We start from the raw sequence: 22,221 nt of genomic DNA, 5'->3' as shown, positions 1-22,221 counted from the left end.
CATGGAATGGGATTACTTCCTGAATGAAGTGGTCGCCAATCGCGACGCGCTGCTGCATGGCGCGGCGATCACCTTCGCCGTATCACTGATCGCGATCCTGGCCGGCACCGTGCTCGGCATCGTGATCGGCATTGCCGTCACCTACGGTGGCAAGCCGCTCAGATGGCCAGCTCGCCTCTACATCGACATCATCCGCGGGACGCCCGTACTGGTTCTGGTACTGGCGACGTTCTACGTCTCTTCCGCCGTGGGTCTGAACCTCAACGCTTTCCAGGCCGGCGCGCTGGCGCTCACGCTGTTCTGCGCCTCCCATGTCAGCGAGATACTGCGAGGCGCCCTGCAGTCGCTGTCGCGCGGCCAGATCGAAGCCGGCCGCGCCATCGGCCTCACCTTCGGCGGCATCTTCCGCTACATCCTGTTCCCCCAGGCGTTGCGCTACGCCCTGCCGACCTGGATCACCGCCGCGGTGGAGATGGTGAAGGCCTCGACGCTGCTGTCGGTGATCGGTGTCGCCGAGCTGCTGCTCACGACCCAGCAGATCATCAGCAACAACTTTCTCAACATGCAGTTCTACCTGCTGGCCGGGGTGATCTATTTCCTGATCGACTTCGCCATCGAGCAGGTCGGGCGTTTCATCGGTCGGCGTCTCGACCAACCGACGAGGAGAGCGGTATGACCCCTATCGTGGAAGTGCGCGATCTACACAAGCGTTTCGGCGAGCTCGAGGTGCTGAAGGGCATCGATTTCACCGTCGCCGAGGGCGAGGTCGTATCGATCATCGGCGCCAGCGGTTCCGGCAAGACCACCCTGCTGCGCTGCCTCAACCTGCTCGAGGAGTTTCACCAGGGCGACGTTCTGATCGGCGGCGAAGCGATTGGCTACCACCTCCGCCGTGGCCAGCGGGTCCGCATCGTCGAGCGGGAAGTCGCGCGTCAGCGAGCGATGACCGGCATGGTGTTCCAGGCCTTCAACCTGTTTCCCCACATGAGTGCGCTGGATAACGTCACGCTCGGCCTGACCAAGGTCCGGGGCATGCCGAGGCCTCAGGCGGTCGAGTTGGCCGATCACTGGCTCGACCGGGTGGGCATGCTCGAGCGGCGCGATCATCGGCCGTCCCAGCTCTCCGGCGGCCAGCAGCAGCGCGTGGCCATCGCCAGGGCGATCGCCATGAGCCCCAAGGTGATGCTGTTCGACGAAGCCACTTCCGCGCTTGACCCGGAGCGGGTCGGCGAGGTGCTGGAGACGATTCGATCCCTCGCCCAGGAAGGCATGACCATGGTGCTGGTCACCCACGAAATGCGATTCGCGCGGGACGTCTCCGACAAGGTCGTATTCATGGAGGACGGTCGAATCGCCGAACAGGGGCCGCCCCAGCGACTGTTCCTGAACCCCGAGTCGCCACGTCTGCAAGCGTTTCTCAAGACGTCGTCGTTCTAGCGCTTTCTCGTACTGACTCCTGAAGTCGCTCGGGGGCAGCAATGTCTACGACTTTGGGCGGGATTCTTCGCTGCAGGACGGTAATAACTTTCAAATGAAATATTTTTAGGTTAGAAAGTATCAGAACAGAGTCGCCTCCGAAGTGATGCCGAAGGAGAGCCCGTGAGCCAGCAGATCGACATCCTGTCGCATATCACCGCTTGCCTGCCTAGCCTGCGCGAGGCGGAGAAAAAGGTCGCGAATCTGATCTTCGACGATATCGACTTCGTTGCGGAGGCGAGCATCGGTGAGATCGCCAGGCGCGCCGCGGTGAGCGATGCCACGGTGACCCGCTTCGCCCGGGCGGTGGATTGCCGCAACGTGCGTGATCTCAAGACCCGCCTGACCCGCGCGCTGGCGGCCGGCCGCCGTTTCATCCAGGAGGCCAGCGAGGACGATGGGCTGGGGGTGATCTACGACACCGCCGCCCAGACCCTGGCGCTCAATCGCACGCTGATGGAGCAGGCCGATGTCGAGGGCGCGGTGGCGATGCTCGACGATGCCCGCCAGATCCTGGTGTTCGGCGCCGGCGGCGGTTCGACGGTGATGGCCCAGGAGATGCAGTTCCGCCTGGTGCGGCTCGGTTATGCCATCAGCGCCTATCCCCAGGCGCTGCTGCCGCGCATGGTCGCCTCGACCCTGGAGCCTACCGACGTGGTCGTCGCGCTCTCGGTCACCGGTTACACCCCGGAGATCAACGATGCCGCGGAGCTGGCGCGTGAATACGGCGCGCGGGTCCTGGCGATTACCGCTACCGGCTCGCCGTTGGCCAAGGTCGCCGATATCACGCTGCCGCTGGCAGCCCGCGAGACCGACTACATCTATTTTCCGTCGTCGTCGCGCTACGCCATGATGGCCGCCATCGACATGTTGGCCCTCGGCCTGGCCCTGCGTCACCGCTCGCGCACCCGCGACAAGCTACGACGACTCAAGATCACCCTCGATGCCCACCGCGGCGGCGACAACCGCCAGCCGCTGGGGGATTGAGAATCCGGGAGCTCCCATGTCTCACGATTTGCTGATTCGCCGCGCCAGCCTCATCGATGGCAGCGGACGCGAGCCCTTCCTCGCCGACGTGGCGATCGACGGTGACCGGATCGTCGCCATCGGCGATCTGGGTCACCTCGACGCCCGCGAGACGGTCGAGGCGCAAGGACTGGTGCTGACGCCGGGGTTCATCGACGTGCATACCCACGATGACACCAATGTCATCCGCACTCCCCAGATGCTGCCCAAGCTCTCCCAGGGCGTGACCACGGTGGTGGTCGGCAATTGCGGTATCAGCGCGAGCCCGGTGCGACTCTCCGGCGGAGTGCCGGACCCGATGAACCTGCTCGGCCGAGCGGAGGATTTCCGCTACCCGACCTTCGCCGCCTACGCCGAGGCGATCGAGCAGGCGCAGCCCAGCGTCAACGTGGCGGCGCTGATCGGCCATACCAGCCTGCGCAGCCAGGTGATGGATCGCTTCGACCGGGCCGCCAGCGATCCCGAGATCGCCGCCATGCGCGAACAGCTGGAAACGGCGCTGGCCGAGGGCGCCGTGGGCATGAGTTCCGGACTCGCCTATCGCAACGCCTATCACGCCCCCACCGCCGAGATGAACACGCTGGTCGAGACGGTCGGCCGAGCCGGCGGCGTCTACACCACGCATCTGCGCGACGAGTTCGCCGGCCTACCCGAAGCGATGGACGAGGCCTTCGCCACCGCCAGGCACGGGCGAGCACCGCTGGTGATCTCGCACCTCAAGTGCGCCGGGGCCGGCAACTGGGGCAATGCCCCCAAGGCGCTGGCCAAGCTCGACGATGCCGCGCGCTCCCACGGCGTGCACTGCGACTGCTACCCCTACACCGCCGGCTCGTCGACGCTGGATCTGGGCCAGGTCACCGACGAGATCGATATCTTCATCACCTGGTCCGACCCGCATCCGGAAATGGCGCGCCAACCGCTGAAGACGATCGCCGAGCAGTGGGGGCTGTCGCTGATGGACGCGGCCCGGCGCCTGCAGCCGGCCGGCGCGGTCTACCACAACATGAGCGAGGCGGACATGCGTCAGGTGCTGGCGCATCCGCTGTCGATGGTGGGCTCCGACGGCCTGCCCAACGACCCGCACCCGCACCCGCGGCTGTGGGGCGCCTTCCCGCGAGTACTGGCCCACTACAGCCGAGACCTGAAACTGCTGCCGCTGACCGAGGCGGTGCGCAAGATGACCGGGCTTTCCGCCACCAACTTCGGCCTCACCGATCGCGGCGAGATTCGCGTCGGCGCCTTCGCCGACCTGGTGCTGTTCGACCTCGACGCCCTCGAGGATACCGCGACCTACACCGCGCCGATCGCCCAGGCCAGCGGCATCGAGCTGGTCGTCGTCAACGGCATGGTCAGCTACCGCCACGGCGAAGCCAGCGAACAGCGGGCCGGACGACTGCTGCGACGCCAGGTTCGGCTGTCGGCCCGGCCTTCCCGTACGGACTCATGAGCTTCCACCCGTTTTACTCACCCGACCTTCAGACAACCCAGGAGCAAACCCTATGAGCATCAAACGTTATGGCGTCGAGGGCGGCGTCGGCACCGGCGGCCAGAAACTGCCGTTCGCCCGCGCCACCGAAGCGGCCGGCTGGCTGTTCGTCTCCGGCCAGACCCCGATGACCGATGGCGAAGTCGTCGAGGGCAGCATCATCGAGCAGTCGCGGCTGGCCTTCGCCAACTGCCTGAAGATCGCCGAGGAAGCCGGCTATGGCGTCGAGGACGTGGTCCATGTCACTGCGGTGTTGACCGACGCGCGCTACTTCAGCTCGTTCAACAAGGTGTTCAAGGAAGTGTTCGGCGACCACCCGCCGGCGCGGATCTGCAGCGTCCAGGACCTGGTGGTGGACTGCAAGGTGGAAGTGGACATCAAGTGCTATCGCGCCGATCGCGCCTGATGACTGCCTGCGCGGACGCATCGCTTTGTTGCACGTGACTCGGGAAACTCGCCTAACCCCCTGTTATGTCTCGCTCCCTGCGTAACGTGCGCCTCGCGCTGCATTCCGCTCGGCGATTTATCCGATTTGTTCTGGAACTGGCCAAAGCTTCGATGATCAAGCATCGAAGTCTTGGACGATAAGTTGGCGTAACAGCCAGAAAGGTGGTCGCGCCCCGGCAAGGGCGCGACCGCAGTGAAAAACCTCATGGGCCATGACATTCCACACTGCTCCGGTCGCGGCAACGACCGGAACGACAATTATAAGAGGTCGTTATGAACAGTCACGTTTTCCTCGGGGCCTTCGTCGCCTACGTGCTCGTCATGATCGCGTTCGGGTGGTGGGTCTCTCGCAACAGTCGCAGCAACGGCGACGATTTCCTGCTCGGCGGGCGTAGCGTTCCGATCTTCCTCACCATCGGCACCACGGTGGCCACCATGGTCGGCACCGGCTCGAGCATGGGCGCCGTCGGGTTCGGCTATGCCAACGGCTGGGCCGGCGCGCTCTACGGCATCGGCGGCGCCATCGGCGTGCTGCTGCTGGCGTTCTGGTTCGCCCCGGTACGCCGCTTCCGCTTCATGACCATGAGCGAGGAGCTCTCCTACTACGTCGGCGCCAACCGCTGGGTGCGCAACATCGTCGCGGTGCTGATCTACATCGCCTGCATCGGCTGGCTGGGCGCCCATATCCTCGGCGGCGGCCTCTATCTGTCATGGATGGCGGGGATCGACCTGACCACCGCACGCATACTGGTGGCCCTGGGCTTCGGTATCTACTGCGTGATCGGCGGCTACATGGCGGTGATCTGGACCGATACCGTGCAGGCGGTGGTGCTGTTCGTCGGCTTCATCGTGATGGCGATCATCGCGCTGTTCGAGGTCGGCGGCTTCTCCGGACTCGGTGCCAACATGGACGTCGCGGCCACCAGTTTCCTCGGCATCGACAAGATCGGCCTGGTGCCGGCCATCTCGCTCGCCGCCGTCATCGCCGTCGGCGTGCTGGCCACGCCCTCCTACCGCCAGCGGATCTACTCCGGCAACTCGGTGGGCTCGGTACGCAAGTCGTTCGTGATCACCGGCATCCTCTATCTGTTCTTCTCGATCATCCCGGCGATCATCGGCATGGCGACCCACGCGTTGAACCCCGGCCTGGACAACAGCAACTTCGCCTTCCCGTTCCTCGCCACCGAGATTCTGCCGCTGTGGCTCGGCCTGCTGCTGCTGGTCGCGGGGCTGTCGGCGACCATGTCCAGCGCCAGCTCCGATGCCATCGCCGGCGTCTCGATCCTGCTGCGCGATGTCTATGTGCTGTTTACCGGCCACACGCCGTCGGCGCGCAAGGTCGTGGGGCTGTCCCGGTTGGCGCTGGTCGCCACCATCGGCCTGGCGCTGCTGTTCGCACTCACCTCCAACAACGTCATCAGCTATATCACCAGCATGATCGCCACGGTGATGGCGGGGATGTTCGTCTGTGGCGTGCTGGGGCGCTTCTGGCCACGCTACAACTGGCAGGGCGCCATCGCCACCCTGATCGCCGCATCGGCGACCTCGCTGGCGGTGATCAATGTCGACAGCTGGACCGCTTTCTGGGGCAACCCCAGCATCCCCGCCGTCCTGGTCGCACTGGTCGTGGGCGTCGTCGTCAGCCTGGTCACCCCGGCCTCGAAGGTGACACCGGAACAGGCGCTCAAGATCATCGACGACGAACGCGAGCGCATGGAACTGGAGGAGGACCCCGCCAGCGCGCTCAGCGGCAAGTCAGTCTGATACGGAACCGTCGACACCAACGAAAACGCCACCCCAGCGGGGTGGCGTTCTCGTAGCGGTCACCGCATTCATGCCCGGTCCGCGCGATAGCACTTGATGTCCACCTCGACCTTGCAGTCCACCACCAGGTCCTGGACGCTGCAGATCCGCGCCGGCGGATGGTCGCCGAACACTTCCTTGAACACCTTGTTGAACGAGCTGAAGTAGCGCGCGTCGGTCAGCACCGCAGTGACATGGACCACGTCCTCGACGCCGTAGCCGGCCTCCTCGGCGATCTGCAGGCAGTTGGCGAAGGCCAGCCGCGACTGCTCGATGATGCTGCCCTCGACGACTTCACCGTCGGTCATCGGGGTCTGGCCGGAAACGAACAGCCAGCCGGCCGCTTCGGTGGCGCGGGCGAACGGCAGTTTCTGGCCGCCGGTGCCGACGCCGCCCTCGACGCCATAACGTTTGATGCTCATGGATTGTTCTCCTGATGGGTTCGCGGGACGAGATCACGCGATGGGTCAGGCCTGACCGGCGAGGTCAGGCTCAGTAGCAGATGCCGCGAGCGTGGACGGTTATCTCGCCGACGATATCGTCGCCCTCGCACAGCACCAGGCGATCCTTGAGATTGGGCACGACGCAGCAGTGGTTGGGGATGATCTCGAGCCGATCGCCGATCGCGAGTCGATGAAGGGAGGGATCGTAGCGCAGGAAACCATGCTCCTCGTTGAGATGGGTGATCGTCGCATCCGGCATCGAGACGACATGGCCATGGCCCTCGCCGTGCTTGGTACCGTCGCTGGTCAGCGTCTTGGAGCCAGCATCGAGAATGGCGTAGCCCGGCTCCTGCTGCGCAATGACCGTCGTCAGCACACGCTGGGCGCACTGCGCCGGGGTGACCTCGCCGACATCCAGGATGCCGCGATCGCCCAGCACGTAGTTGCCGGCCCGGACCTCGGTGGCGCCGGGCAGAGCCTCGATCATCAACGCCTCCATGGAGGAGCCGATGGACAAGGTGTCGACGACGATTCCCGCCTCCGCCAGCAACGTCCTTACCGACTTCAGCGTCTCCAGCGCCTCCCGGGCAACGGCGATGCGCGCCTCGCGACTCGCGGGCGCGTAGCACTGTCCGGCGTAGCCCTGCAGCCCGGATATCCGAACCGATGCCAGGTCAACGGCGCGCCGGGCGACCGCCAGCACGCGCTCGTCCGGTGGCAGCTCGCCGCGGTGAATGCCCACGTCGATCTCGAGATAGAGTTCGATGACCCGGCCGGCCTCGGCGGCTGCCGCGGCAACGTTCTCCAACGCCTCCAGCGAGTTGATCGACACGATCAGTCGGTCCAGTCGTGGGGCCAGGGCAACCAGGCGCCGACGATTGCGCTCACCGATGATCGGGTAGGCGATCAGGATGTCCTTGAGGCCGTGGTCCGCCATGACTTCGGCTTCGCCGATGCTGGAAGTGGTGATGCCTCGGGCACCGGCCTGCTGTTGGCGCAGTGCGATATCCGCGCTTTTGTGCGTCTTGATATGAGGACGATGCGCAACGCCGGCATCGGCGAGCCGGCGCTCCATTCGGTCGATGGTCGCGTTCAGGATATCGCGACGCACGATGACTTCCGGGGTCAGCAGTCCGTCGAGAGTCGTAGGGTGATCAGGCATGCGAAAGAATGACCTCGTCGAGGGAGTCGATGATCTGGGCGTAGCTGAGTGCCGCCATTTCGAGCTGATCCAGGGCGACGAATTCGTCGGCCTGATGAGCCTGGGCGATCGAGCCCGGGCCGATGATCAGTGTCTTGATGCCGGCCTCCATGAGGAAGGCGGCCTCGCAGGTCGCTTCGAAGGCGTAGCGTCGAGGCGTCACACCGCGAACCCGCTCCACGGCGCTCGCGCAGTGCCGGCTGATGGCCGCATCGGCCGGTGTCAGGCCGGAGGGGCAGAAAGTCGTCTGATTCAGTTGCCAGCCCCCGATGCTGCCGGCGGCTTGCAGACGCGAGAGTTCGGCTTCCAGAGCGTCGCGTACCTGGGCTTCGGTTTCGCCGCAGGCCAGGCGGCCATCGATCTGCAGGCTCGCCCGAGCCGGGATGACATTGACCTTGACGCCACTCTGGCACCCGGTGACCTGCAGCCGACTCTGGCCGAGCACGTCGTTGGATCGCTGCTGCTGCCATCGCCTGTCCAGGTCGCGAATGGCCTGAACCGCTTCGACGGCATGGTAGAGCGCATTGGCGCCATGCTGCGACTGCGCCGCATGACAGGCAACGCCGTCCATGACCAGTTCGAACGCGATGACGCCGCGATGCCCTATCGCGATATCCATACCGGTCGGTTCGCCAACCACGCACCAGTCGGCGTGGAACCCGCTGTCCAGCAACGCCTTGATGCCCTTGTTGCTCTTCTCTTCGTCGATTACCGCCGTGAAGACGATATCCACCGCCGGTGGCTCGTCCTGGTCGACCAGGCACTCGAGCACGTGCAGGAACGCCGCGACCGAGCCCTTCATGTCGCAGGCGCCGCGCCCGTACAGACGGCCATCGCGGATGTCGGGCATAAACGCTGGCGTGGTCCAGAGTTCGGCAGGGCCAGCCGGCACCACGTCGAGGTGGCCGTTGTAGGCGAAGCTGTGGTTGCGGTTGCGCCCCGGCAACCGGGCGATCACGTTGAACCGGTCACCCGCCACCGGCTGGCGTGTCACTTCCAGACCCAGCCGCTCGCAGAAACTGGCGACGACATCGCCTACGCCCGCCTCGTTACCGGGAGGATTTTCGCTTTCCCTCTCGATCAAGCGGCGCGTCAGTTCGGCCACCCGCTGGCCATCGACTCGTTTTCTCAGGTTCGAACTCATGTCGCCTCCCGGCTTACGGTGGTCGCCCCGGCTCCGTCACGGGCGGGCTGAGTGATCAGGCTGACGACGATCAGCGTCAGCACATTGGCGACGAAGCCCCAGGCGGGAGCGACGATGCCCCACGGCGTACCGATGACATAGGAGAACAGCAGCGCGGTGACCAGTCCGACGATCAGCGCGGCGATCGCTCCCTGCTTGGTCGCCTTCGACCAGAACAAGGCGGCGATCATCAGCGGGAAGAACTGGATCACACCGCTGTAGGTATTCGCCAGAATCGTCCAGAGGAAGGTCGGCTTGGTCAGCGCCGCCGCATAGGCGATCACGCAAGTGATCAGCACGAACGCGCGGGAGACGGCGATGATCCGGGATTCCGATGGACGCCTCTTGACCAATCGCAGATAGAGATCCTGCGCCACTGTCACCCCCTGGGAGTGGGCGAGGCTGTTGATCGTCGAGAGCGATGCGGCGATACCGCCGGCGCCCAGGATGGCGATGGTCCAGAGGGGGGCGTAGTCGCCGATCAGCGAGATCAGTGCCGTATCGGGGCTCGCCAGGGAGGGAATCAGGATGGCGGCGGCGAGCGCCCCCAGCACGACGGGTAACTGGCTGGGCACCGAGGCCAGGGTGATCAGCGAACCGACGCGACGGGCATCCCGCGCGGAGCGCGCGGCGACCATCCGCATGTAGAGATGCGGCCACATGTATCCGCCGAGCCCGATGACCCAGGTCTGGGACAGGAAGTATCCCCACTCGAGATTCTTCGGTCCGGGCAGGGTCAACAATTCGGGAACGCGCGAACGCGCCGCCTCGAAGAAGCTGCCGAACCCGCCGAAGGCATCGAAGAGGATCATGCCGACGACGAACCAGATGCTGGTCACGAAGACGATGCCGAGCAGGACGTCGGTCCAGGCGACGGAAGTCATGCCACCGAAGTAGATGAACAGTGCGCAGATCGCCACGGCGATCAGCGCACCCAGCCAGAACGGTACCAGGCCGTCAGTGAAGATATCGAAGATCAACCCGACGCCAACCACCTGAATGGTGATGTAGGGGATCATGCAGACCGTGCCCACGAGCCCGACGAGAAGCCCCAGCAACCGGCTGTCGAACCGGTGCGCGAAGAAGTCGGCTTGGGTCACGAACCGGTGGCGCTGCCCCAGCGCCTGCATGCGGGGCGCGATGAAATAGAAGACGAGACCCGAGATCGCGGTCGACGTGAACGCGAAGATCCAGCCGATCCCCTTGGCATAGACCTCCGCCACCGCACCGAGAAACAGCGACGAGCTGTACCAGGTCGCCATCGATGTGAAGAAAAGCACCACCGGCCCCATGCCCCGCGAGCCGAGAAAGTACTCGTTGACGCTGAGCGCCTGTTTCGCCTTGCGGCTGAACGCGGGCGCGAGGCCGACCCCCAGCGTCAGGATGAGAACGATGGAAATGCCAATCAACGCCGTCATGATTCGCCCTCCCCTTCCAGGGAGGACACGCGGCTATGCAACACCATCAGGATCCATAGCAGCAGCGGTACCGACCCGCACCACAGCAGGAAGAACGGAATCCCCAGCGGCGATGGGGTGACGCGATTGGCAAGAATGACGATCGGTGTGGCGGTCATGGCGATGATGATTGCCATCAGCAACCACAGGATACGTTGCGTTCGAGAGCGGGACATGAACAGGGCCTTTGTTGATGTTGTCTTCTAACCACTCAACATATAATACATGTTGCTGCGACTTATAATACATCAGCGTAAGCAACGCAACGCCGTGGAGGGTCTATCCGGCAACCCAGCCGCCTGGGCCGATAGCCGCCCAAACCTGTATGACATCTCTGAAAGACGCTACACTGCGGGTAATGCACGAATGGAGATAAGAGGGGTTATGGAAGGGATCGATTTCTTCGCTGGTGGCGGATCGCGCCTTTACCGACAAGTGGGCGAACACCTGCTCGCTCGCTTGAATGCTGGCGAGTTTGCCAACAGCGGCCGGTTGCCTTCGGAAAAGAACCTGTGCGAGGCCTACGATGTCAGCCGTACCGTGATCCGCGAGGCGCTCATCATGCTCGAGGTCAAGGGCAAGGTGGAGATCCGCAAGGGCTCAGGCGTTCATGTGGTAGAGGGTGGCGATTCCAACGAGGATCTCGGCCACGACATAGGACCTTTCGAGCTGCTACAGGCGCGCCAGGTTCTCGAGGGCAGCATCGCCCGGCTCGCCGCCCGCACGGCGGGTCCACGCGATATCGCTCGCCTGGAGGCCGCCCTGGCGCTGGAAACCCAGGAGTTCGAGCAAGGGATCTACCAGGGCCAGGGGGATTTCGAGTTTCATCTAGGGGTCGCCGAGGCCACGCAGAACAGCCTGCTGATCGCCACGGTCCATCAGCTCTGGAAATATCGGGAAAAATCACCGATGTGGCAGAAGCTGCAGTCTCATATCGAGAACAAGCAACAACTCAACTACTGGGTGCCGGACCACCGACGGATCCTCGACGCACTCTCCCGGCGCGATCCGACACTGGCCGAGAGCAGCATGAGCGAGCATCTCGAGCATGTGCGGGAGATGCTTTTCGAACTTTCCGACATCGACCGACCCGACATGGATCGCCAGTTCTTCGCGCCACCGACTCGCTAAGGCAGCACGACCCGAATCCCTATCTCGCGCTCGTCGAGGTTGTCGGCGCCACCGCGATCGACGACCAGAAACTCCCCCTCTTTCTCCAGTACCGAATGGATCGCGTGCCAGGTGCCGGCCCGGTAGTTGACCCCCTGGTGGCCGTCGGTGACGAAGGCGCGAATCGTGTTCGGATCGATATCGTCGCCCGGCGGCGCCACGACCACGATGAAGCGTTCTTCATGCAGCGGCATGAATGCCTGGCTGCCCAGCGGGTGGCGCTCGAGCAGCTCGATCTCCAGCGGCAGCGTCACCGGCTGGCTGACGAAGATGCTGATCAGCGGGGGCGTCGCGGCGTCACGGATCTCGACCCTGGCCAGCGCATGGTGGCGTTGGGTGCGCCCACCGTTGATCGGAAACGACTCGCTGCCACGCGAGTCGAGCACCTCGCCGAACGCGGCGAAGGCCGCCGGGGTCAGCTTCCGAGCTTTCAATTCCAGCATCGCTTATGTCTCCTCTGTTATCGTGTCGTCCACCAAGCGCAACCCATCGTATACAAAAAGTGTCGCACGAACTGCACCCGGGTGGTGCAGGACGGTCGCAGACCGTGCATTGAGCGTGCGTTTTCGACCGCCTCGATCGCGATGCCGCTCCATCATGGTTGCGGGCCAGCCCAGCGCTGTTCTCGAGTCGCCGAGCACCGATCTATCCGGACGAGCCTAAAGACTTGAGCATGGGGCAGTTTCCTCGAGGTCATCCATGATCGCCTGGCGATGAGGCTCTCCGACTATTCTTCAATGGCGAACATGGCACGCATCTTGTATACAAAAAATGCGGATCACAATCACAACACGGCCCCGCGGAGGGCGTTCGCCATGCCTCAGCAACCGCATCACTCATCACACCAGTACAGTAACCGGCTGCACAATGCCGATCTTGCGCCGACGCAACAGAACTGGAACTGGTACAACATTCTCGCCTTCTGGCTTTCCGACGTGCACAGCGTCGGCGGCTACGTGGTCGCTGCCAGCCTGTTCGCGCTGGGGCTGGCCGGCTGGCAGGTACTGATCTCGCTGCTGGTGGGTATCTGCATCGTGCAGATCTTCGCCAACCTGATGGCGAGACCGAGCCAGAAGGCCGCGGTCCCCTTTCCGGTGATCTGCCGGCTCTCGTTCGGCGTATTCGGCGCCAATATCCCGGCGATGATTCGCGGCCTGATCGCCGTGGTGTGGTACGGCATCCAGACCTTTCTCGCCTCCAACGCGCTGACGATCGTGCTACTACGGCTCTTCCCCGGCATGGAGTCGCTGGCCGGCCCCAGTTTCCTGGGGCTCTCCTATCTTGGCTGGATCAGCTTCATGCTGCTGTGGTGCCTGCAAGCGATCGTCTTCTGGCACGGCATGGATTCGATCCGGCGCTTCATCGACTGGAGCGGCCCGGCGGTCTACGTGGTGATGTTCGTGCTGGCGGCGTGGCTGGTGTGGCAGGCGGGCTGGTCCAACATCAGCTTCACCCTCAGCGACATCCAGCTCTCCCCCGGCGAGCAGTTGTGGCAGATGGTGATTGCCGCGGCCATCGTGGCCGGCTACTTCGCCGGCCCGACGCTCAACTTCGGCGACTTCACCCGATACGCCCGCAGCTTCGAGGACGTCAAGCGCGGCAACTTCTGGGGCCTGCCGGTCAACTTCCTGGTCTTCTCCGCCACCACCGTGATGATGGTCTCGGCGACCCTGCCGGTGTTCGGTGAGATGATCGACGACCCGATCCAGACCGTGGCGCGACTCGACAACACCTTCATCGCCCTGCTCGGTGCCGCGACCTTCGTCACCACCACCATCGGGATCAACATCGTCGCCAACTTCGTCGCTCCGGCGTTCGACTTCTCCAACATGGCGCCCAGCAAGATCAGCTTCCGGACCGGCGGCTTCATCGCTGCGGTGGGCTCGATCTTCCTCACCCCGTGGAACCTGTTCAGCAATCCGGAGATCATCCACTACACCGTGGATCTGCTGGCGGCGGCCATCGGCCCGCTCTACGGCATCCTGATCATGGACTACTACCGCATTCGCCGCGGGCGGATCGACGTCGATGCACTGTTCAGCGTCGACCCCAACGGCCCCTACTGGTACCGCAACGGCTTCAATCCGGCGGCGGTGAAGGCCGTCGTCGCCGCGTCGCTGATCGGCATCATGATCAACTTCCTGCCGCTGGGCGATCTCGGCCACTTCTCGGTGTTCATCGGCGGCGCGCTCGGCGCCACCTTCTACGCCATGGGCATGCGCCGCGCCACCGCAGCGGCAGCGGTCGCCTCCTGACCCCAGTGCCCCGGCGGCTGGCCGCCGGGGCACTGCCGGCTATCTCTCTTGACCCTCTCCATATCGGTCGTCGGTAGCTGACACCCCGCTGCCTCATGCCTAGGCCTTGCGCCCTTCTTCCGTGTCACGGCCGTGGACGCACGACTCCCCTCCGCCGCCTTGTGACAGGATCATCCGCCCCCGACTTCCCGCCCGCTTTCCTTATCCCCTCAAAGATTGTATAAAATCTACAATAGTGAAATCAGCCGCGCGCCTCGATGCCCGTCGGCCGCCACTCCAGCCCGCCCAGACCACGCCCAGATCAGAGGGGAAACCCCCATGCAGCGTATCCATGTCATCGATTCCCACACCGGCGGCGAGCCGACCCGGCTGGTGATGTCGGGCTTCCCGGCGCTGACCGGCGACATGGCCGCCCAGCGCGATCTGCTGCGCGAGCACCACGATCGATGGCGGCGGGCCTGTCTGCTCGAGCCGCGGGGCAACGACGTGCTGGTGGGGGCGCTCTACTGCGAGCCGGTCTCGCCGGAGGCCAGCTGCGGGGTGATCTTCTTCAACAATACGGGCTACCTGGGCATGTGCGGCCACGGCACCATCGGGCTGGTGGCGTCGCTTTACCATCTCGGCAAGCTGAGCCCGGGCACCCATCGCATCGACACCCCGGTGGGGCAGGTCAGCGCCATCCTCCATGACGACGGCGCGGTCACCGTGGGCAACGTGCCCGCCTACCGCTACCGCCAGCGGGTGCCGGTCGAGGTGCCGGGCTACGGCGTGGTGCATGGCGACATCGCCTGGGGCGGCAACTGGTTCTTCCTGGTGGGTGAGCACGACCAGGCGCTGACGCTGGCCAACGAGGAGGCGCTGACGGCCTTTACCTGGGCGATCCGCCAGGCGCTGGACGCGCAGGCCATCACCGGCGAGAACGGTGGCCACATCGACCATATCGAGCTGTTCGCCGCGGACACCCACGGCAACCCGCCGGCCGACAGCCGCAACTTCGTGCTCTGCCCCGGCAAGGCCTACGACCGCTCCCCCTGCGGCACCGGGACCAGCGCCAAGCTGGCCTGCCTGGCGGCGGACGGCAAGCTGGCCCCCGGCGAGACCTGGGTCCAGGCCAGCATCACCGGCAGCCGCTTCGAGGGGCGCTACGCATGGCAGGGCGATCGCATCCTGCCCTTCATCACCGGCAGCGCCCATGTCACCGCCGATGCCACCCTGCTGATCGACGACAATGATCCGTTCGCCTGGGGCATCACCGCGTCCTAGCCGCTCACGCATCACTCCCGACCACGCATCACTTCCGAAAACGCATGACTTCCGAAAACAGTGCCAGAGGACAACCATGAACGACTCCATCTTCACCGGCTGCATTCCCGCGCTGATGACCCCCTGCACCACAGAGCGCACCCCCGACTATGACGCCCTGGTCGCCAAGGGGCGCGAGCTGGTCGATCTCGGCATGCGCGCGGTGGTCTACTGCGGCTCCATGGGCGACTGGCCGCTGCTCAGCGAAGCCGAGCGTCAGGAGGGCGTGGCCCGGCTGGTCGCCGCCGGCGTGCCCGTCATCGTCGGCACCGGCGCGGTCAATTCGAAGGAGGCGGTCTCTCACGCCGCCCATGCGGCCAGGGTCGGCGCGCAAGGATTGATGGTGATTCCCCGGGTGCTCTCCCGCGGTACCGCGCCCGCGGCCCAGAAGGCGCACTTCTCGGCGATCCTGGCCGCCGCCCCCGAACTGCCGGCGGTGATCTACAACAGCCCCTATTACGGCTTCGCCACCCGCGCCGAGCTGTTCTTCGCGCTGCGTCGCGAACACCCCAATCTGATCGGTTTCAAGGAGTTTGGCGGTGCGGACGATCTGCGCTACGCCGCCGAGCACATCACCTCCCAGGACGACGACGTCAGCCTGATGGTCGGCGTCGACACCCAGGTGTTCCATGGTTTCGTCAACTGCCATGCCACCGGCGCCATCACCGGGGTCGGCAACGCCCTGCCGAAAGAGGTGCTGCAACTGGTGGCGCTCTGCAAGAAGGCCGCCACCGGCGATCTCGAGGCTCGGCGCCAGGCCCAGGAGCTGGAATCGGCGCTGGCGGTACTCTCCTCCTTCGACGAGGGCGTGGACCTGGTGCTCTACTACAAGCATCTGATGGTGCTCAACGGCGACAGCGAGTACCGCCTGCACTTCAATGAGAGCGACGCCTTGAGCGAGGCCCAACGCCGCTACGTCGAGACCCAGTACGCGCTGTTCCGTGAGTGGTACGCACAGTGGTCGGCCCAGCTCGGCAAGGCCAGGTAGCGGCCCCGCTCGAGTCGACGGCGAGGCGGACCGGCTTGCCGCCTCGCCTGCCGGAAGCCGGCGGACAGCCACCTGCGCTATCGACACGCGTGGTGGGTGACTTGCGGTTTGCATACAATATCCAAAATACCGCGAGAACGATGACCCCCATGGCAAATTTCAAGACCCGAGCCCAGCATGTCGCCGATGACCTGCGTGAGCGTATTCTCGGCGGTGAATTCAAGGGCGGCTCCCAGCTGCGTCAGGATGCCCTGGCCAAGGACTACGACGTCAGCCGCATTCCCGTCCGGGAGGCCCTGCTGACGCTCGAGTCCGAGGGCCTGGTGGAGTTCCACGCCCATCGCGGCGCCTTCACCACCGAGCTCTCCGTGGCCGCGATTCGCGAGCTGTTCGAGCTGCGCGTGCTGCTCGAGACCCATGTGCTGCGCTATGCGATCCCGAACCTGAAGGCGGCGGATCTCGAGCACGCCGCGAGCATCCTGCGCCAGTACGACGCCGCGCTCGACGCCGGCAGCCAGATCGACAACTGGAGCGACTACAACTTCGCGTTCCATCACGCGCTGTACGCCCCTTCCGGGCTACCCGAGACGCTGGCCATGATCGGTCAGTTGAACACCAAGTCGGGGCGCTATATCCGCATGCAGCTGGTCTACACCCGCGAAATCGAGAAAGCCGAACGCGAACATCGCGAGCTGCTCGAGCTGGCGCGCCACGGCGATGTCGACCCGGCCTGCCGCCTGCTGGAACGCCATATCAAGGACGCCGCGGAGGGCATCGCGGCGGTACTGGAGAAGAGCCTGCGCAGCGCCTGAGCCGTCGCGCACGCTCCGCTCCCCAACCCTGTCGCCTGGTCATGAGGTAGCCCATGCCGGACCCCTCCCCTTCGGCTCTGACCGATGCCGATACCATCGTCGTCGGTGCCGGCCTCGTCGGCGTGACGAGCGCCCTGGCACTGGCGCGCCGGGGTCACCGCGTGCGGGTACTCGATCGTCAGGCGCCGGGGCGGGGCGCCTCCTACGGCAACGCGGGCCATCTGGCCACCGAGCAGGTCTTTCCGATCGCCGATGCGTCGATCCTGCGCGCCCTGCCCGGCATGCTCAGGGACCCCATGGGCCCCCTGCGGCTGGACTGGAAATACCTACCCCGCGCGCTGCCGTGGCTGACCCGGCTGGTCCTGAACCTGCGCCCGGCGCCGTTCCGCGCAAGCGTGGCCGGCCTTCGTGCCCTCAACGAACGCAGCCTGGCGGCGTGGCAACGCCTGCTGGCATCGGTAGACAGCGCTCACCTGCTCAGGGCGGATGGCTCGCTGCTGGTCTACGAAAAGCCGGAGTCGCACTCGAAGCTCGCAGCACTCGAGTCGCGCATGCGCGCCCAGCAGGTGCCGGTGGAACGGTGGGAGCGAGAGGCGATTCGGCGTGCGGCACCGCAGCTTTCCACCGACCTGAAGGGCGGGCTGTTCTTTCCCGCGACGGGTCATGTGCTGGATCCATGGCGCGTCGTCAACACGCTGGTCGATGCGGCCAAACAAGAAGGGGTGCAGTTCGAGCAGGCCAGCGTGCAGTCGGCGCGATTGACCGACAGCGGCGTCGCGTTGATGACCGACGCCGGCGAACGCGAGGCCAGCCAGGTGCTGATCGCCTGTGGCGCCCACTCGGCCGCGTTGACGGCCCAGCTCACCGGCAAGCGCGTACCGCTGGACACCGAGCGCGGCTATCACCTGATGCTGCCCCGCGAGCATGAGCGACTGCCCTTCGCGGTGACCTCGCTGGAGCGACGCTTCATCATGACGCCGATGGAAACCGGGCTGAGACTGGCCGGCACCGTGGAGTTCGCGGGGCTGGTCGCACCGCCCAACATGGCCCGGGCCTGGCAGCTTCACCGACTGAGCCGGGGCCTGTTCAAGACCGATCTCGACGCCGGGGACGCCACGCCCTGGATGGGCTTCCGCCCGTCGCTGCCGGACTCGCTGCCGATCATCGACCGTCTCGAGCATGGCCGCGTGCTGCTCGCCTTCGGGCATCATCACCTGGGGCTGACCCAGGCGGCGATCACCGCCGAACTGATCGCCGACCTGGCCGGCCCGGCCGAGGGCCACCCATCGACCGAGCCACCTGACCTGCCGCCGCGGGCGCCCTATCGGCTCTCCCGCTTCGACTGAAGCTGGCCGCTCCCCTCAGGAGAGGCCGAGCTTCATGTGCCGGTTGACGTCCTTGTAGAGCAGATAGCGGAACGGCGTCGAACCGGCGGCGTAGCAGGACTGCGGGCAGAAGGCGCGCAGCCACATGTAGTCGCCGGCCTCGACCTCGACCCACTCCTGGTTGAGGTGGTAGACCGCGCGCCCCTCCAGCACGTAGAGGCCGTGCTCCATCACATGGGTCTCGTCGAACGGAATCACCCCACCCGGCTGGAAGGTGACGATGGTGACGTGCATGTCGTGGCGCAGGTCGGCGGGATCGACGAAGCGCGTGGTCGCCCAGCGGCCGTCGGTATCCGGCATCGGCGTCGGCGCGATCGTCTGCTCGTTGGTGACGAAGGCCGGCGGCACCTCGATCCCCTCGACGAACGCATACGCCTTGCGGATCCAGTGGAAGCGCACCGGCGCATCGCTCGCATTGCGCAGCTGCCAGTCGCACCCCGGCGGCAGATAGGCGTAGCCCCCCGGCACCATCTCGTGGTGCTCGTCATCGACGGTCAGACGCATCTCGCCCTCGACCACGAACAGCACGCCCTCGGCACCCTGGTCCGGCTCCGGCCGCTCGCTGCCGCCACCGGGCGAGACCTCCATGATGTACTGGGAGAAGGTCTCGGCGAAGCCGGAGAGCGGCCGCGACAGCACCCACAGCCGGGTCTTCTCCCAGTGCGGCAGGAAGCTCACGACGATATCGCTCATCACTCCCTTGGGGATCACCGCGTAGGCCTCGGTGAACACCGCACGGCCATGGATCAACTGGCTCTGCGGCGGCAAACCGCCATGGGGGGCGTAGTAACTGCGTTGCGGCATGCTCTCTCCTTCTCATCGTCAAATCGGCTATGGGACGCTTGCGCCAAGCGCTGCCCTAAGGGGCGAGTTCGTCCAGGGCCTCGTACAGCTCGGTCACTTCGCCGATCCTGGCTCGCCCCTCGGCCAGCCGACGATGCAGCATGGCATTGGCGAGCAGGCTGACGAGGCTCATGGCGCTGGCGTAACTGTCGAACGCCGAGATCGTCTCCAACGCACACTCCAGCCGCCAGGTGACCCGATCGGCATATTTGGCGGTGGTCGGGTCGCCGATCAGCAGCACGCGATGTTCGCGCTCTTGGAGTGCGCCGATCAGCGTCTCGAACAGCCTGGGCCGGCGACGAAAGCCGATCAGCACGATCAGCGTACCGGGTTCGAGCTGGACCAGCTCCTCGGCCAGCGACTGGTTGGGCGCGGGCAGCAGACGCACGTTACCACGGGCCTGGAGCAGCTGCTGGCGCAGATGCAGCGCCACCGGATAACTGTTGCGATAGCCCACCACGGCCACCGCGGGCGCCGCGTCGAGGGCATGCACGACCGCGTCGAACAGCACGGGCGTCAGCCCTTCCAGGCACTGGCGCAGATTCTCCTGCTCGCGTTCGGCGTGACGACGGAAGCGCTCGACGCCGTCACCCAGCGCATCGGAACCCGAGGCCAGCGGCACGCCATAATGGCGCAGTTGGCGCGCATGCGCCTTGACCGCCTTGAAGTCCTGGTAACCCAGGCGCTTGAACAGGCGGGTCACGGTCGCCTTGGAGACGCCACTGTAGCGCGCCAGATCGGCCGCGCTGTAGACCGCCAGATCCTCCAGGTGCGCCAGGATGAAGCCCGCCACCCGGCGCTCCTGCGGGCCCAGCTCGGCAAAATGCTGCTGCAGCCGGCGGCCGATATGCGCCTGCGTATTCGCTCCCGACATGAAAGGCTCCCACATGGACTACAGCACGGAGGCGATGAACTGACTCAGCTCCGGTGTCCTGGGCTGGCTGAATAGCGTCTGCGGGTCGCCGGATTCATGGATCCGGCCCTGATGCATGAAGACCACGCGGTCACTGACGTCGCGCGCGAACTTCATCTCATGGGTGACCAGGATCAGCGTCATCCCTTCACTCGCCAGGTCTTCGAGCACGCGCAGCACTTCGCCCACCAGTTCGGGGTCGAGCGCCGAGGTCACCTCGTCGCACAGCAGCACCTTGGGATTCATCGCCAGTGCCCGGGCAATCGCCACGCGCTGCTGCTGGCCGCCGGAGAGCTGGGCTGGATAGGCGTCGACCTTCTCGGACATCCCCACCTTGGCGAGCACCGACTCGGCGATCCGGCGCGCCTCGTCCCGGGGCGTCTGCTTGACCACCACCGGTGCCAGCATCACGTTCTCGACCACCGTCTTGTGCGGGAACAGGTTGAAGCTCTGGAACACCATGCCGACGTTCCGGCTCAGCTCCCCCGGCGACATCGCGGTGCCGTCGAGACGCTGATCGGCCAGCACGATCGTCCCCCAGTCGTGACGTTCGAGCTGGTTGAGGCAGCGCAGCAGGGTACTCTTGCCCGAGCCGCTGCGGCCGATGATCGACACCACCTCGCCGGCCTCGATCTCCAGATCGATGCCCTTGAGCACCTCCAGCTCGCCGAAGGATTTATGCAGATCTTTAACGGATACCAGCGCCATAGAGCTTTTTCTCCAGGTGACGGGCGTAGCGGGACAGCGGATAGCAGAGGATGAAATATCCGAGCGCCACCAGCGCGAAGATGGTGAAGGGCGCAAAGGCCGCGTTGTTGAGCATGGTGCCGGCCTTGGTCAGCTCGACGAAGCCGATCACCGACGCCAGCGCGGTGCCCTTGATGACCTGTACCGAGAAGCCGACGGTGGGCGGTACCGCCAGGCGCAGCGCCTGCGGCAGGATGACGTGGCGCATCGACTGCAGATAGTTCAGCCCGAGTACCCGGGAGGCCTGCCACTGGCCGCTGGGTACCGCCTCGACGCAGCCGCGCCAGATGTCGCACAGGAAGGCGCTGGTGAACAGCGTCAGCGCCACGCTGGCCGCGGTCCAGGCGGAGACGTCGAACCCCAGCGCCGCGGCGCCGAAATAGGCCAGGAACAGCTGCATCAGCAGCGGCGTGCCCTGGAACAGATCGACGTAGAGCCGGATCAGCCAGCGAATCGGCTTCAGGCCGCCCATCCGCAGCAGGGTCAACACCAGCCCGACAAGCGCCCCGCCGGCGAAGGCGATCAGCGACAGTACCACCGTCCAGCGCCCTGCCAGCAGCAGGTTGCGGACGATGTCCCACAGCGTGAAATCGGTCATGCCGAACCTCCCTGGCGAAACGCGAACAGGCGGCGCCCGACGAACTCGAACGCCAGCCGCAGCCCCACCGCCAGCAGCAGGTAAATCAGCGTCACCACCAGATAGACTTCGAAGCCGCGGAAGTTGCGGGACTGGATGAAGTTGGCGGCGTAGGTGAGATCGAAGACCGAGATCTGTGACACCACCGCGGAGCCCAGCATCACGATGATGCACTGGCTGATCAGCGACGGATAAACCCGCGAGAACGCCGGCACCAGGACCACGTGTCGGAAGCTCTGCAGACGCGACAGCCCCAGCGCGCGGGCCGCTTCATGCTGGCCTCTCTGGGTCGAGTCGATCCCGGCGCGCAGGATCTCGGCGGTATAGGCGCCCAGGTTCAAGATCATCGCCAGCAGCGCCGCGACCGTCGCGCTGATCGGGATGCCCAGCGCCGGCAGGCCGAAGAACAGAAAGAACAGCTGCACGATGAACGGGGTGTTGCGGATGACCTCGACATAGCCGCCCAGCAGGCGGCTGACGAGGGTCGGTCGCCCTTTGGAAGCCCCGTCCCGCAGGTAGGCGACGACGATCGCCAGGGCGATGCCGGCCATCGTCGTCACGGCAGTCAGCCACAGCGTCGTCATCAAGCCGTGCAGGATCTGATCCGTGTAGGGCAGCAGCGTGGAGAAATCCAGCGTCATGACCGC

The 22,221-nt window shown here is 65.3% G+C and carries 23 protein-coding genes; 12 read left to right on the top strand and 11 right to left on the bottom strand.

Annotation, left to right across the window (positions count from 1 at the left end):
* Position 1 precedes the first annotated feature (1 nt).
* The 6 genes from AAGT95_RS07000 (at position 2) to AAGT95_RS06975 (ending at position 6,199) form a co-directional block, all read left to right on the top strand.
* Entirely contained in the window at positions 2-676 is a 675-nt protein-coding gene (locus AAGT95_RS07000) for an amino acid ABC transporter permease (protein ID WP_110602023.1), read from the top strand.
* Positions 673-1,437, top strand: a complete 765-nt coding sequence (locus AAGT95_RS06995) for an amino acid ABC transporter ATP-binding protein (protein WP_342596017.1) — start codon at positions 673-675, stop codon at positions 1,435-1,437. Before AAGT95_RS07000 ends, AAGT95_RS06995 begins: the two co-directional genes overlap by 4 nt.
* A gap of 162 nt (positions 1,438-1,599) precedes the next feature.
* On the top strand, positions 1,600-2,463 hold the full coding sequence (locus AAGT95_RS06990; protein ID WP_110602020.1) for a MurR/RpiR family transcriptional regulator: 864 nt from the start codon (positions 1,600-1,602) through the stop codon (positions 2,461-2,463).
* A 16-nt stretch (positions 2,464-2,479) separates the two neighbouring features.
* Complete coding sequence (locus AAGT95_RS06985; RefSeq protein ID WP_342596016.1) at positions 2,480-3,949, top strand: D-aminoacylase; 1,470 nt, start codon at positions 2,480-2,482, stop codon at positions 3,947-3,949.
* A gap of 52 nt (positions 3,950-4,001) precedes the next feature.
* Positions 4,002-4,394 carry a RidA family protein gene (locus tag AAGT95_RS06980; protein ID WP_071231068.1) on the top strand — a complete coding sequence of 131 codons (393 nt, stop codon included), beginning with the start codon at positions 4,002-4,004 and terminating at the stop codon, positions 4,392-4,394.
* Between the two features lie 314 nt (positions 4,395-4,708).
* Positions 4,709-6,199 carry a sodium:solute symporter family protein gene (locus tag AAGT95_RS06975; protein ID WP_342596015.1) on the top strand — a complete coding sequence of 497 codons (1,491 nt, stop codon included), beginning with the start codon at positions 4,709-4,711 and terminating at the stop codon, positions 6,197-6,199.
* 68 nt (positions 6,200-6,267) lie between these two features.
* Here the strand turns inward: AAGT95_RS06975 and AAGT95_RS06970 are convergent, their stop codons facing one another.
* The 5 genes from AAGT95_RS06970 to AAGT95_RS06950 all read right to left on the bottom strand — a co-directional run bounded on the left by AAGT95_RS06970 (position 6,268) and on the right by AAGT95_RS06950 (position 10,698).
* A complete protein-coding gene (locus tag AAGT95_RS06970; RefSeq protein ID WP_110602014.1) occupies positions 6,268-6,660 on the bottom strand; it encodes a RidA family protein in 393 nt (130 codons plus the stop codon).
* Positions 6,661-6,730: 70 nt separating this feature from the next.
* On the bottom strand, positions 6,731-7,843 hold the full coding sequence (locus AAGT95_RS06965; RefSeq protein ID WP_342596014.1) for an alanine racemase: 1,113 nt from the start codon (positions 7,841-7,843) through the stop codon (positions 6,731-6,733).
* On the bottom strand, positions 7,836-9,026 hold the full coding sequence (locus AAGT95_RS06960) for a M20 family metallopeptidase (RefSeq protein WP_342596013.1): 1,191 nt from the start codon (positions 9,024-9,026) through the stop codon (positions 7,836-7,838). The genes AAGT95_RS06965 and AAGT95_RS06960 overlap by 8 nt, the downstream gene beginning before the upstream one ends.
* Complete coding sequence (locus tag AAGT95_RS06955; protein ID WP_342596012.1) at positions 9,023-10,483, bottom strand: sodium:solute symporter family protein; 1,461 nt, start codon at positions 10,481-10,483, stop codon at positions 9,023-9,025. Before AAGT95_RS06955 ends, AAGT95_RS06960 begins: the two co-directional genes overlap by 4 nt.
* The gene (locus tag AAGT95_RS06950; RefSeq protein WP_342596011.1) at positions 10,480-10,698 is read right to left on the bottom strand and encodes a hypothetical protein; all 219 of its coding nucleotides are present in this window, start codon (positions 10,696-10,698) and stop codon (positions 10,480-10,482) included. The genes AAGT95_RS06955 and AAGT95_RS06950 overlap by 4 nt, the downstream gene beginning before the upstream one ends.
* 208 nt (positions 10,699-10,906) lie before the next feature.
* Here AAGT95_RS06950 and AAGT95_RS06945 point away from each other — a divergent pair, with 208 nt between their 5' ends.
* A complete protein-coding gene (locus tag AAGT95_RS06945) occupies positions 10,907-11,653 on the top strand; it encodes an FCD domain-containing protein (protein ID WP_162302634.1) in 747 nt (248 codons plus the stop codon).
* Here the strand turns inward: AAGT95_RS06945 and AAGT95_RS06940 are convergent.
* Entirely contained in the window at positions 11,650-12,135 is a 486-nt protein-coding gene (locus AAGT95_RS06940) for an ureidoglycolate lyase (protein WP_342596010.1), read from the bottom strand. The genes AAGT95_RS06945 and AAGT95_RS06940 overlap by 4 nt on opposite strands.
* Before the next feature lie 372 nt (positions 12,136-12,507).
* On the opposite strand from AAGT95_RS06940, the gene AAGT95_RS06935 reads away from it, so the two are divergent.
* From AAGT95_RS06935 to AAGT95_RS06915, 5 genes are all read left to right on the top strand, one after another.
* A complete protein-coding gene (locus AAGT95_RS06935; RefSeq protein WP_342596009.1) occupies positions 12,508-13,947 on the top strand; it encodes an NCS1 family nucleobase:cation symporter-1 in 1,440 nt (479 codons plus the stop codon).
* A gap of 318 nt (positions 13,948-14,265) precedes the next feature.
* Positions 14,266-15,210, top strand: coding sequence for a 4-hydroxyproline epimerase (locus AAGT95_RS06930; protein ID WP_342596008.1), 945 nt, complete (start codon positions 14,266-14,268; stop codon positions 15,208-15,210).
* Between the two features lie 76 nt (positions 15,211-15,286).
* Positions 15,287-16,237, top strand: a complete 951-nt coding sequence (locus tag AAGT95_RS06925) for a dihydrodipicolinate synthase family protein (RefSeq protein WP_342596007.1) — start codon at positions 15,287-15,289, stop codon at positions 16,235-16,237.
* A 149-nt stretch (positions 16,238-16,386) separates the two neighbouring features.
* Positions 16,387-17,049 carry a GntR family transcriptional regulator gene (locus tag AAGT95_RS06920; protein ID WP_342596006.1) on the top strand — a complete coding sequence of 221 codons (663 nt, stop codon included), beginning with the start codon at positions 16,387-16,389 and terminating at the stop codon, positions 17,047-17,049.
* 53 nt (positions 17,050-17,102) lie between these two features.
* On the top strand, positions 17,103-18,395 hold the full coding sequence (locus tag AAGT95_RS06915; RefSeq protein WP_342596005.1) for an NAD(P)/FAD-dependent oxidoreductase: 1,293 nt from the start codon (positions 17,103-17,105) through the stop codon (positions 18,393-18,395).
* Positions 18,396-18,410: 15 nt separating this feature from the next.
* On the opposite strand, the gene AAGT95_RS06910 is transcribed toward AAGT95_RS06915, so the two are convergent.
* Genes AAGT95_RS06910 through AAGT95_RS06890 form a run of 5 tightly spaced genes read right to left on the bottom strand, consistent with a single transcriptional unit; the run spans position 18,411 to position 22,215 of the window.
* On the bottom strand, positions 18,411-19,238 hold the full coding sequence (locus AAGT95_RS06910) for a bifunctional allantoicase/(S)-ureidoglycine aminohydrolase (RefSeq protein ID WP_110601995.1): 828 nt from the start codon (positions 19,236-19,238) through the stop codon (positions 18,411-18,413).
* Positions 19,239-19,293: 55 nt separating this feature from the next.
* Positions 19,294-20,151, bottom strand: coding sequence for a MurR/RpiR family transcriptional regulator (locus tag AAGT95_RS06905; protein WP_110601994.1), 858 nt, complete (start codon positions 20,149-20,151; stop codon positions 19,294-19,296).
* Positions 20,152-20,169: 18 nt separating this feature from the next.
* Complete coding sequence (locus tag AAGT95_RS06900; protein WP_110601992.1) at positions 20,170-20,898, bottom strand: amino acid ABC transporter ATP-binding protein; 729 nt, start codon at positions 20,896-20,898, stop codon at positions 20,170-20,172.
* The gene (locus AAGT95_RS06895; RefSeq protein WP_110601991.1) at positions 20,879-21,535 is read right to left on the bottom strand and encodes an amino acid ABC transporter permease; all 657 of its coding nucleotides are present in this window, start codon (positions 21,533-21,535) and stop codon (positions 20,879-20,881) included. The genes AAGT95_RS06900 and AAGT95_RS06895 overlap by 20 nt, the downstream gene beginning before the upstream one ends.
* Positions 21,532-22,215, bottom strand: a complete 684-nt coding sequence (locus AAGT95_RS06890; RefSeq protein WP_110601989.1) for an amino acid ABC transporter permease — start codon at positions 22,213-22,215, stop codon at positions 21,532-21,534. The genes AAGT95_RS06895 and AAGT95_RS06890 overlap by 4 nt, the downstream gene beginning before the upstream one ends.
* Between the last annotated feature and the right edge of the window lie 6 nt (positions 22,216-22,221).

Source organism: Salinicola lusitanus (assembly GCF_038648475.1).
GTDB classification, from domain to species: Bacteria; Pseudomonadota; Gammaproteobacteria; order Pseudomonadales; family Halomonadaceae; genus Salinicola; species Salinicola lusitanus.
The sequence above is the reverse complement of the archived record's forward strand: the minus strand, read 5'-3'. Positions and strand labels throughout refer to the sequence as shown.

Coding starts and splice junctions, on each gene's coding strand:
- AAGT95_RS07000 (WP_110602023.1), top strand. CDS start 2: ATGGAATGGGATTACTTCCTGAATGAAGTGGTCGCCAATCGCGACGCG.
- AAGT95_RS06995 (WP_342596017.1), top strand. CDS start 673: ATGACCCCTATCGTGGAAGTGCGCGATCTACACAAGCGTTTCGGCGAG.
- AAGT95_RS06985 (WP_342596016.1), top strand. CDS start 2,480: ATGTCTCACGATTTGCTGATTCGCCGCGCCAGCCTCATCGATGGCAGC.
- AAGT95_RS06980 (WP_071231068.1), top strand. CDS start 4,002: ATGAGCATCAAACGTTATGGCGTCGAGGGCGGCGTCGGCACCGGCGGC.
- AAGT95_RS06975 (WP_342596015.1), top strand. CDS start 4,709: ATGAACAGTCACGTTTTCCTCGGGGCCTTCGTCGCCTACGTGCTCGTC.
- AAGT95_RS06970 (WP_110602014.1), bottom strand. CDS start 6,660: ATGAGCATCAAACGTTATGGCGTCGAGGGCGGCGTCGGCACCGGCGGC.
- AAGT95_RS06965 (WP_342596014.1), bottom strand. CDS start 7,843: ATGCCTGATCACCCTACGACTCTCGACGGACTGCTGACCCCGGAAGTC.
- AAGT95_RS06960 (WP_342596013.1), bottom strand. CDS start 9,026: ATGAGTTCGAACCTGAGAAAACGAGTCGATGGCCAGCGGGTGGCCGAA.
- AAGT95_RS06955 (WP_342596012.1), bottom strand. CDS start 10,483: ATGACGGCGTTGATTGGCATTTCCATCGTTCTCATCCTGACGCTGGGG.
- AAGT95_RS06950 (WP_342596011.1), bottom strand. CDS start 10,698: ATGTCCCGCTCTCGAACGCAACGTATCCTGTGGTTGCTGATGGCAATC.
- AAGT95_RS06945 (WP_162302634.1), top strand. CDS start 10,907: ATGGAAGGGATCGATTTCTTCGCTGGTGGCGGATCGCGCCTTTACCGA.
- AAGT95_RS06940 (WP_342596010.1), bottom strand. CDS start 12,135: ATGCTGGAATTGAAAGCTCGGAAGCTGACCCCGGCGGCCTTCGCCGCG.
- AAGT95_RS06935 (WP_342596009.1), top strand. CDS start 12,508: ATGCCTCAGCAACCGCATCACTCATCACACCAGTACAGTAACCGGCTG.
- AAGT95_RS06930 (WP_342596008.1), top strand. CDS start 14,266: ATGCAGCGTATCCATGTCATCGATTCCCACACCGGCGGCGAGCCGACC.
- AAGT95_RS06925 (WP_342596007.1), top strand. CDS start 15,287: ATGAACGACTCCATCTTCACCGGCTGCATTCCCGCGCTGATGACCCCC.
- AAGT95_RS06920 (WP_342596006.1), top strand. CDS start 16,387: ATGGCAAATTTCAAGACCCGAGCCCAGCATGTCGCCGATGACCTGCGT.
- AAGT95_RS06915 (WP_342596005.1), top strand. CDS start 17,103: ATGCCGGACCCCTCCCCTTCGGCTCTGACCGATGCCGATACCATCGTC.
- AAGT95_RS06910 (WP_110601995.1), bottom strand. CDS start 19,238: ATGCCGCAACGCAGTTACTACGCCCCCCATGGCGGTTTGCCGCCGCAG.
- AAGT95_RS06905 (WP_110601994.1), bottom strand. CDS start 20,151: ATGTCGGGAGCGAATACGCAGGCGCATATCGGCCGCCGGCTGCAGCAG.
- AAGT95_RS06900 (WP_110601992.1), bottom strand. CDS start 20,898: ATGGCGCTGGTATCCGTTAAAGATCTGCATAAATCCTTCGGCGAGCTG.
- AAGT95_RS06895 (WP_110601991.1), bottom strand. CDS start 21,535: ATGACCGATTTCACGCTGTGGGACATCGTCCGCAACCTGCTGCTGGCA.
- AAGT95_RS06890 (WP_110601989.1), bottom strand. CDS start 22,215: ATGACGCTGGATTTCTCCACGCTGCTGCCCTACACGGATCAGATCCTG.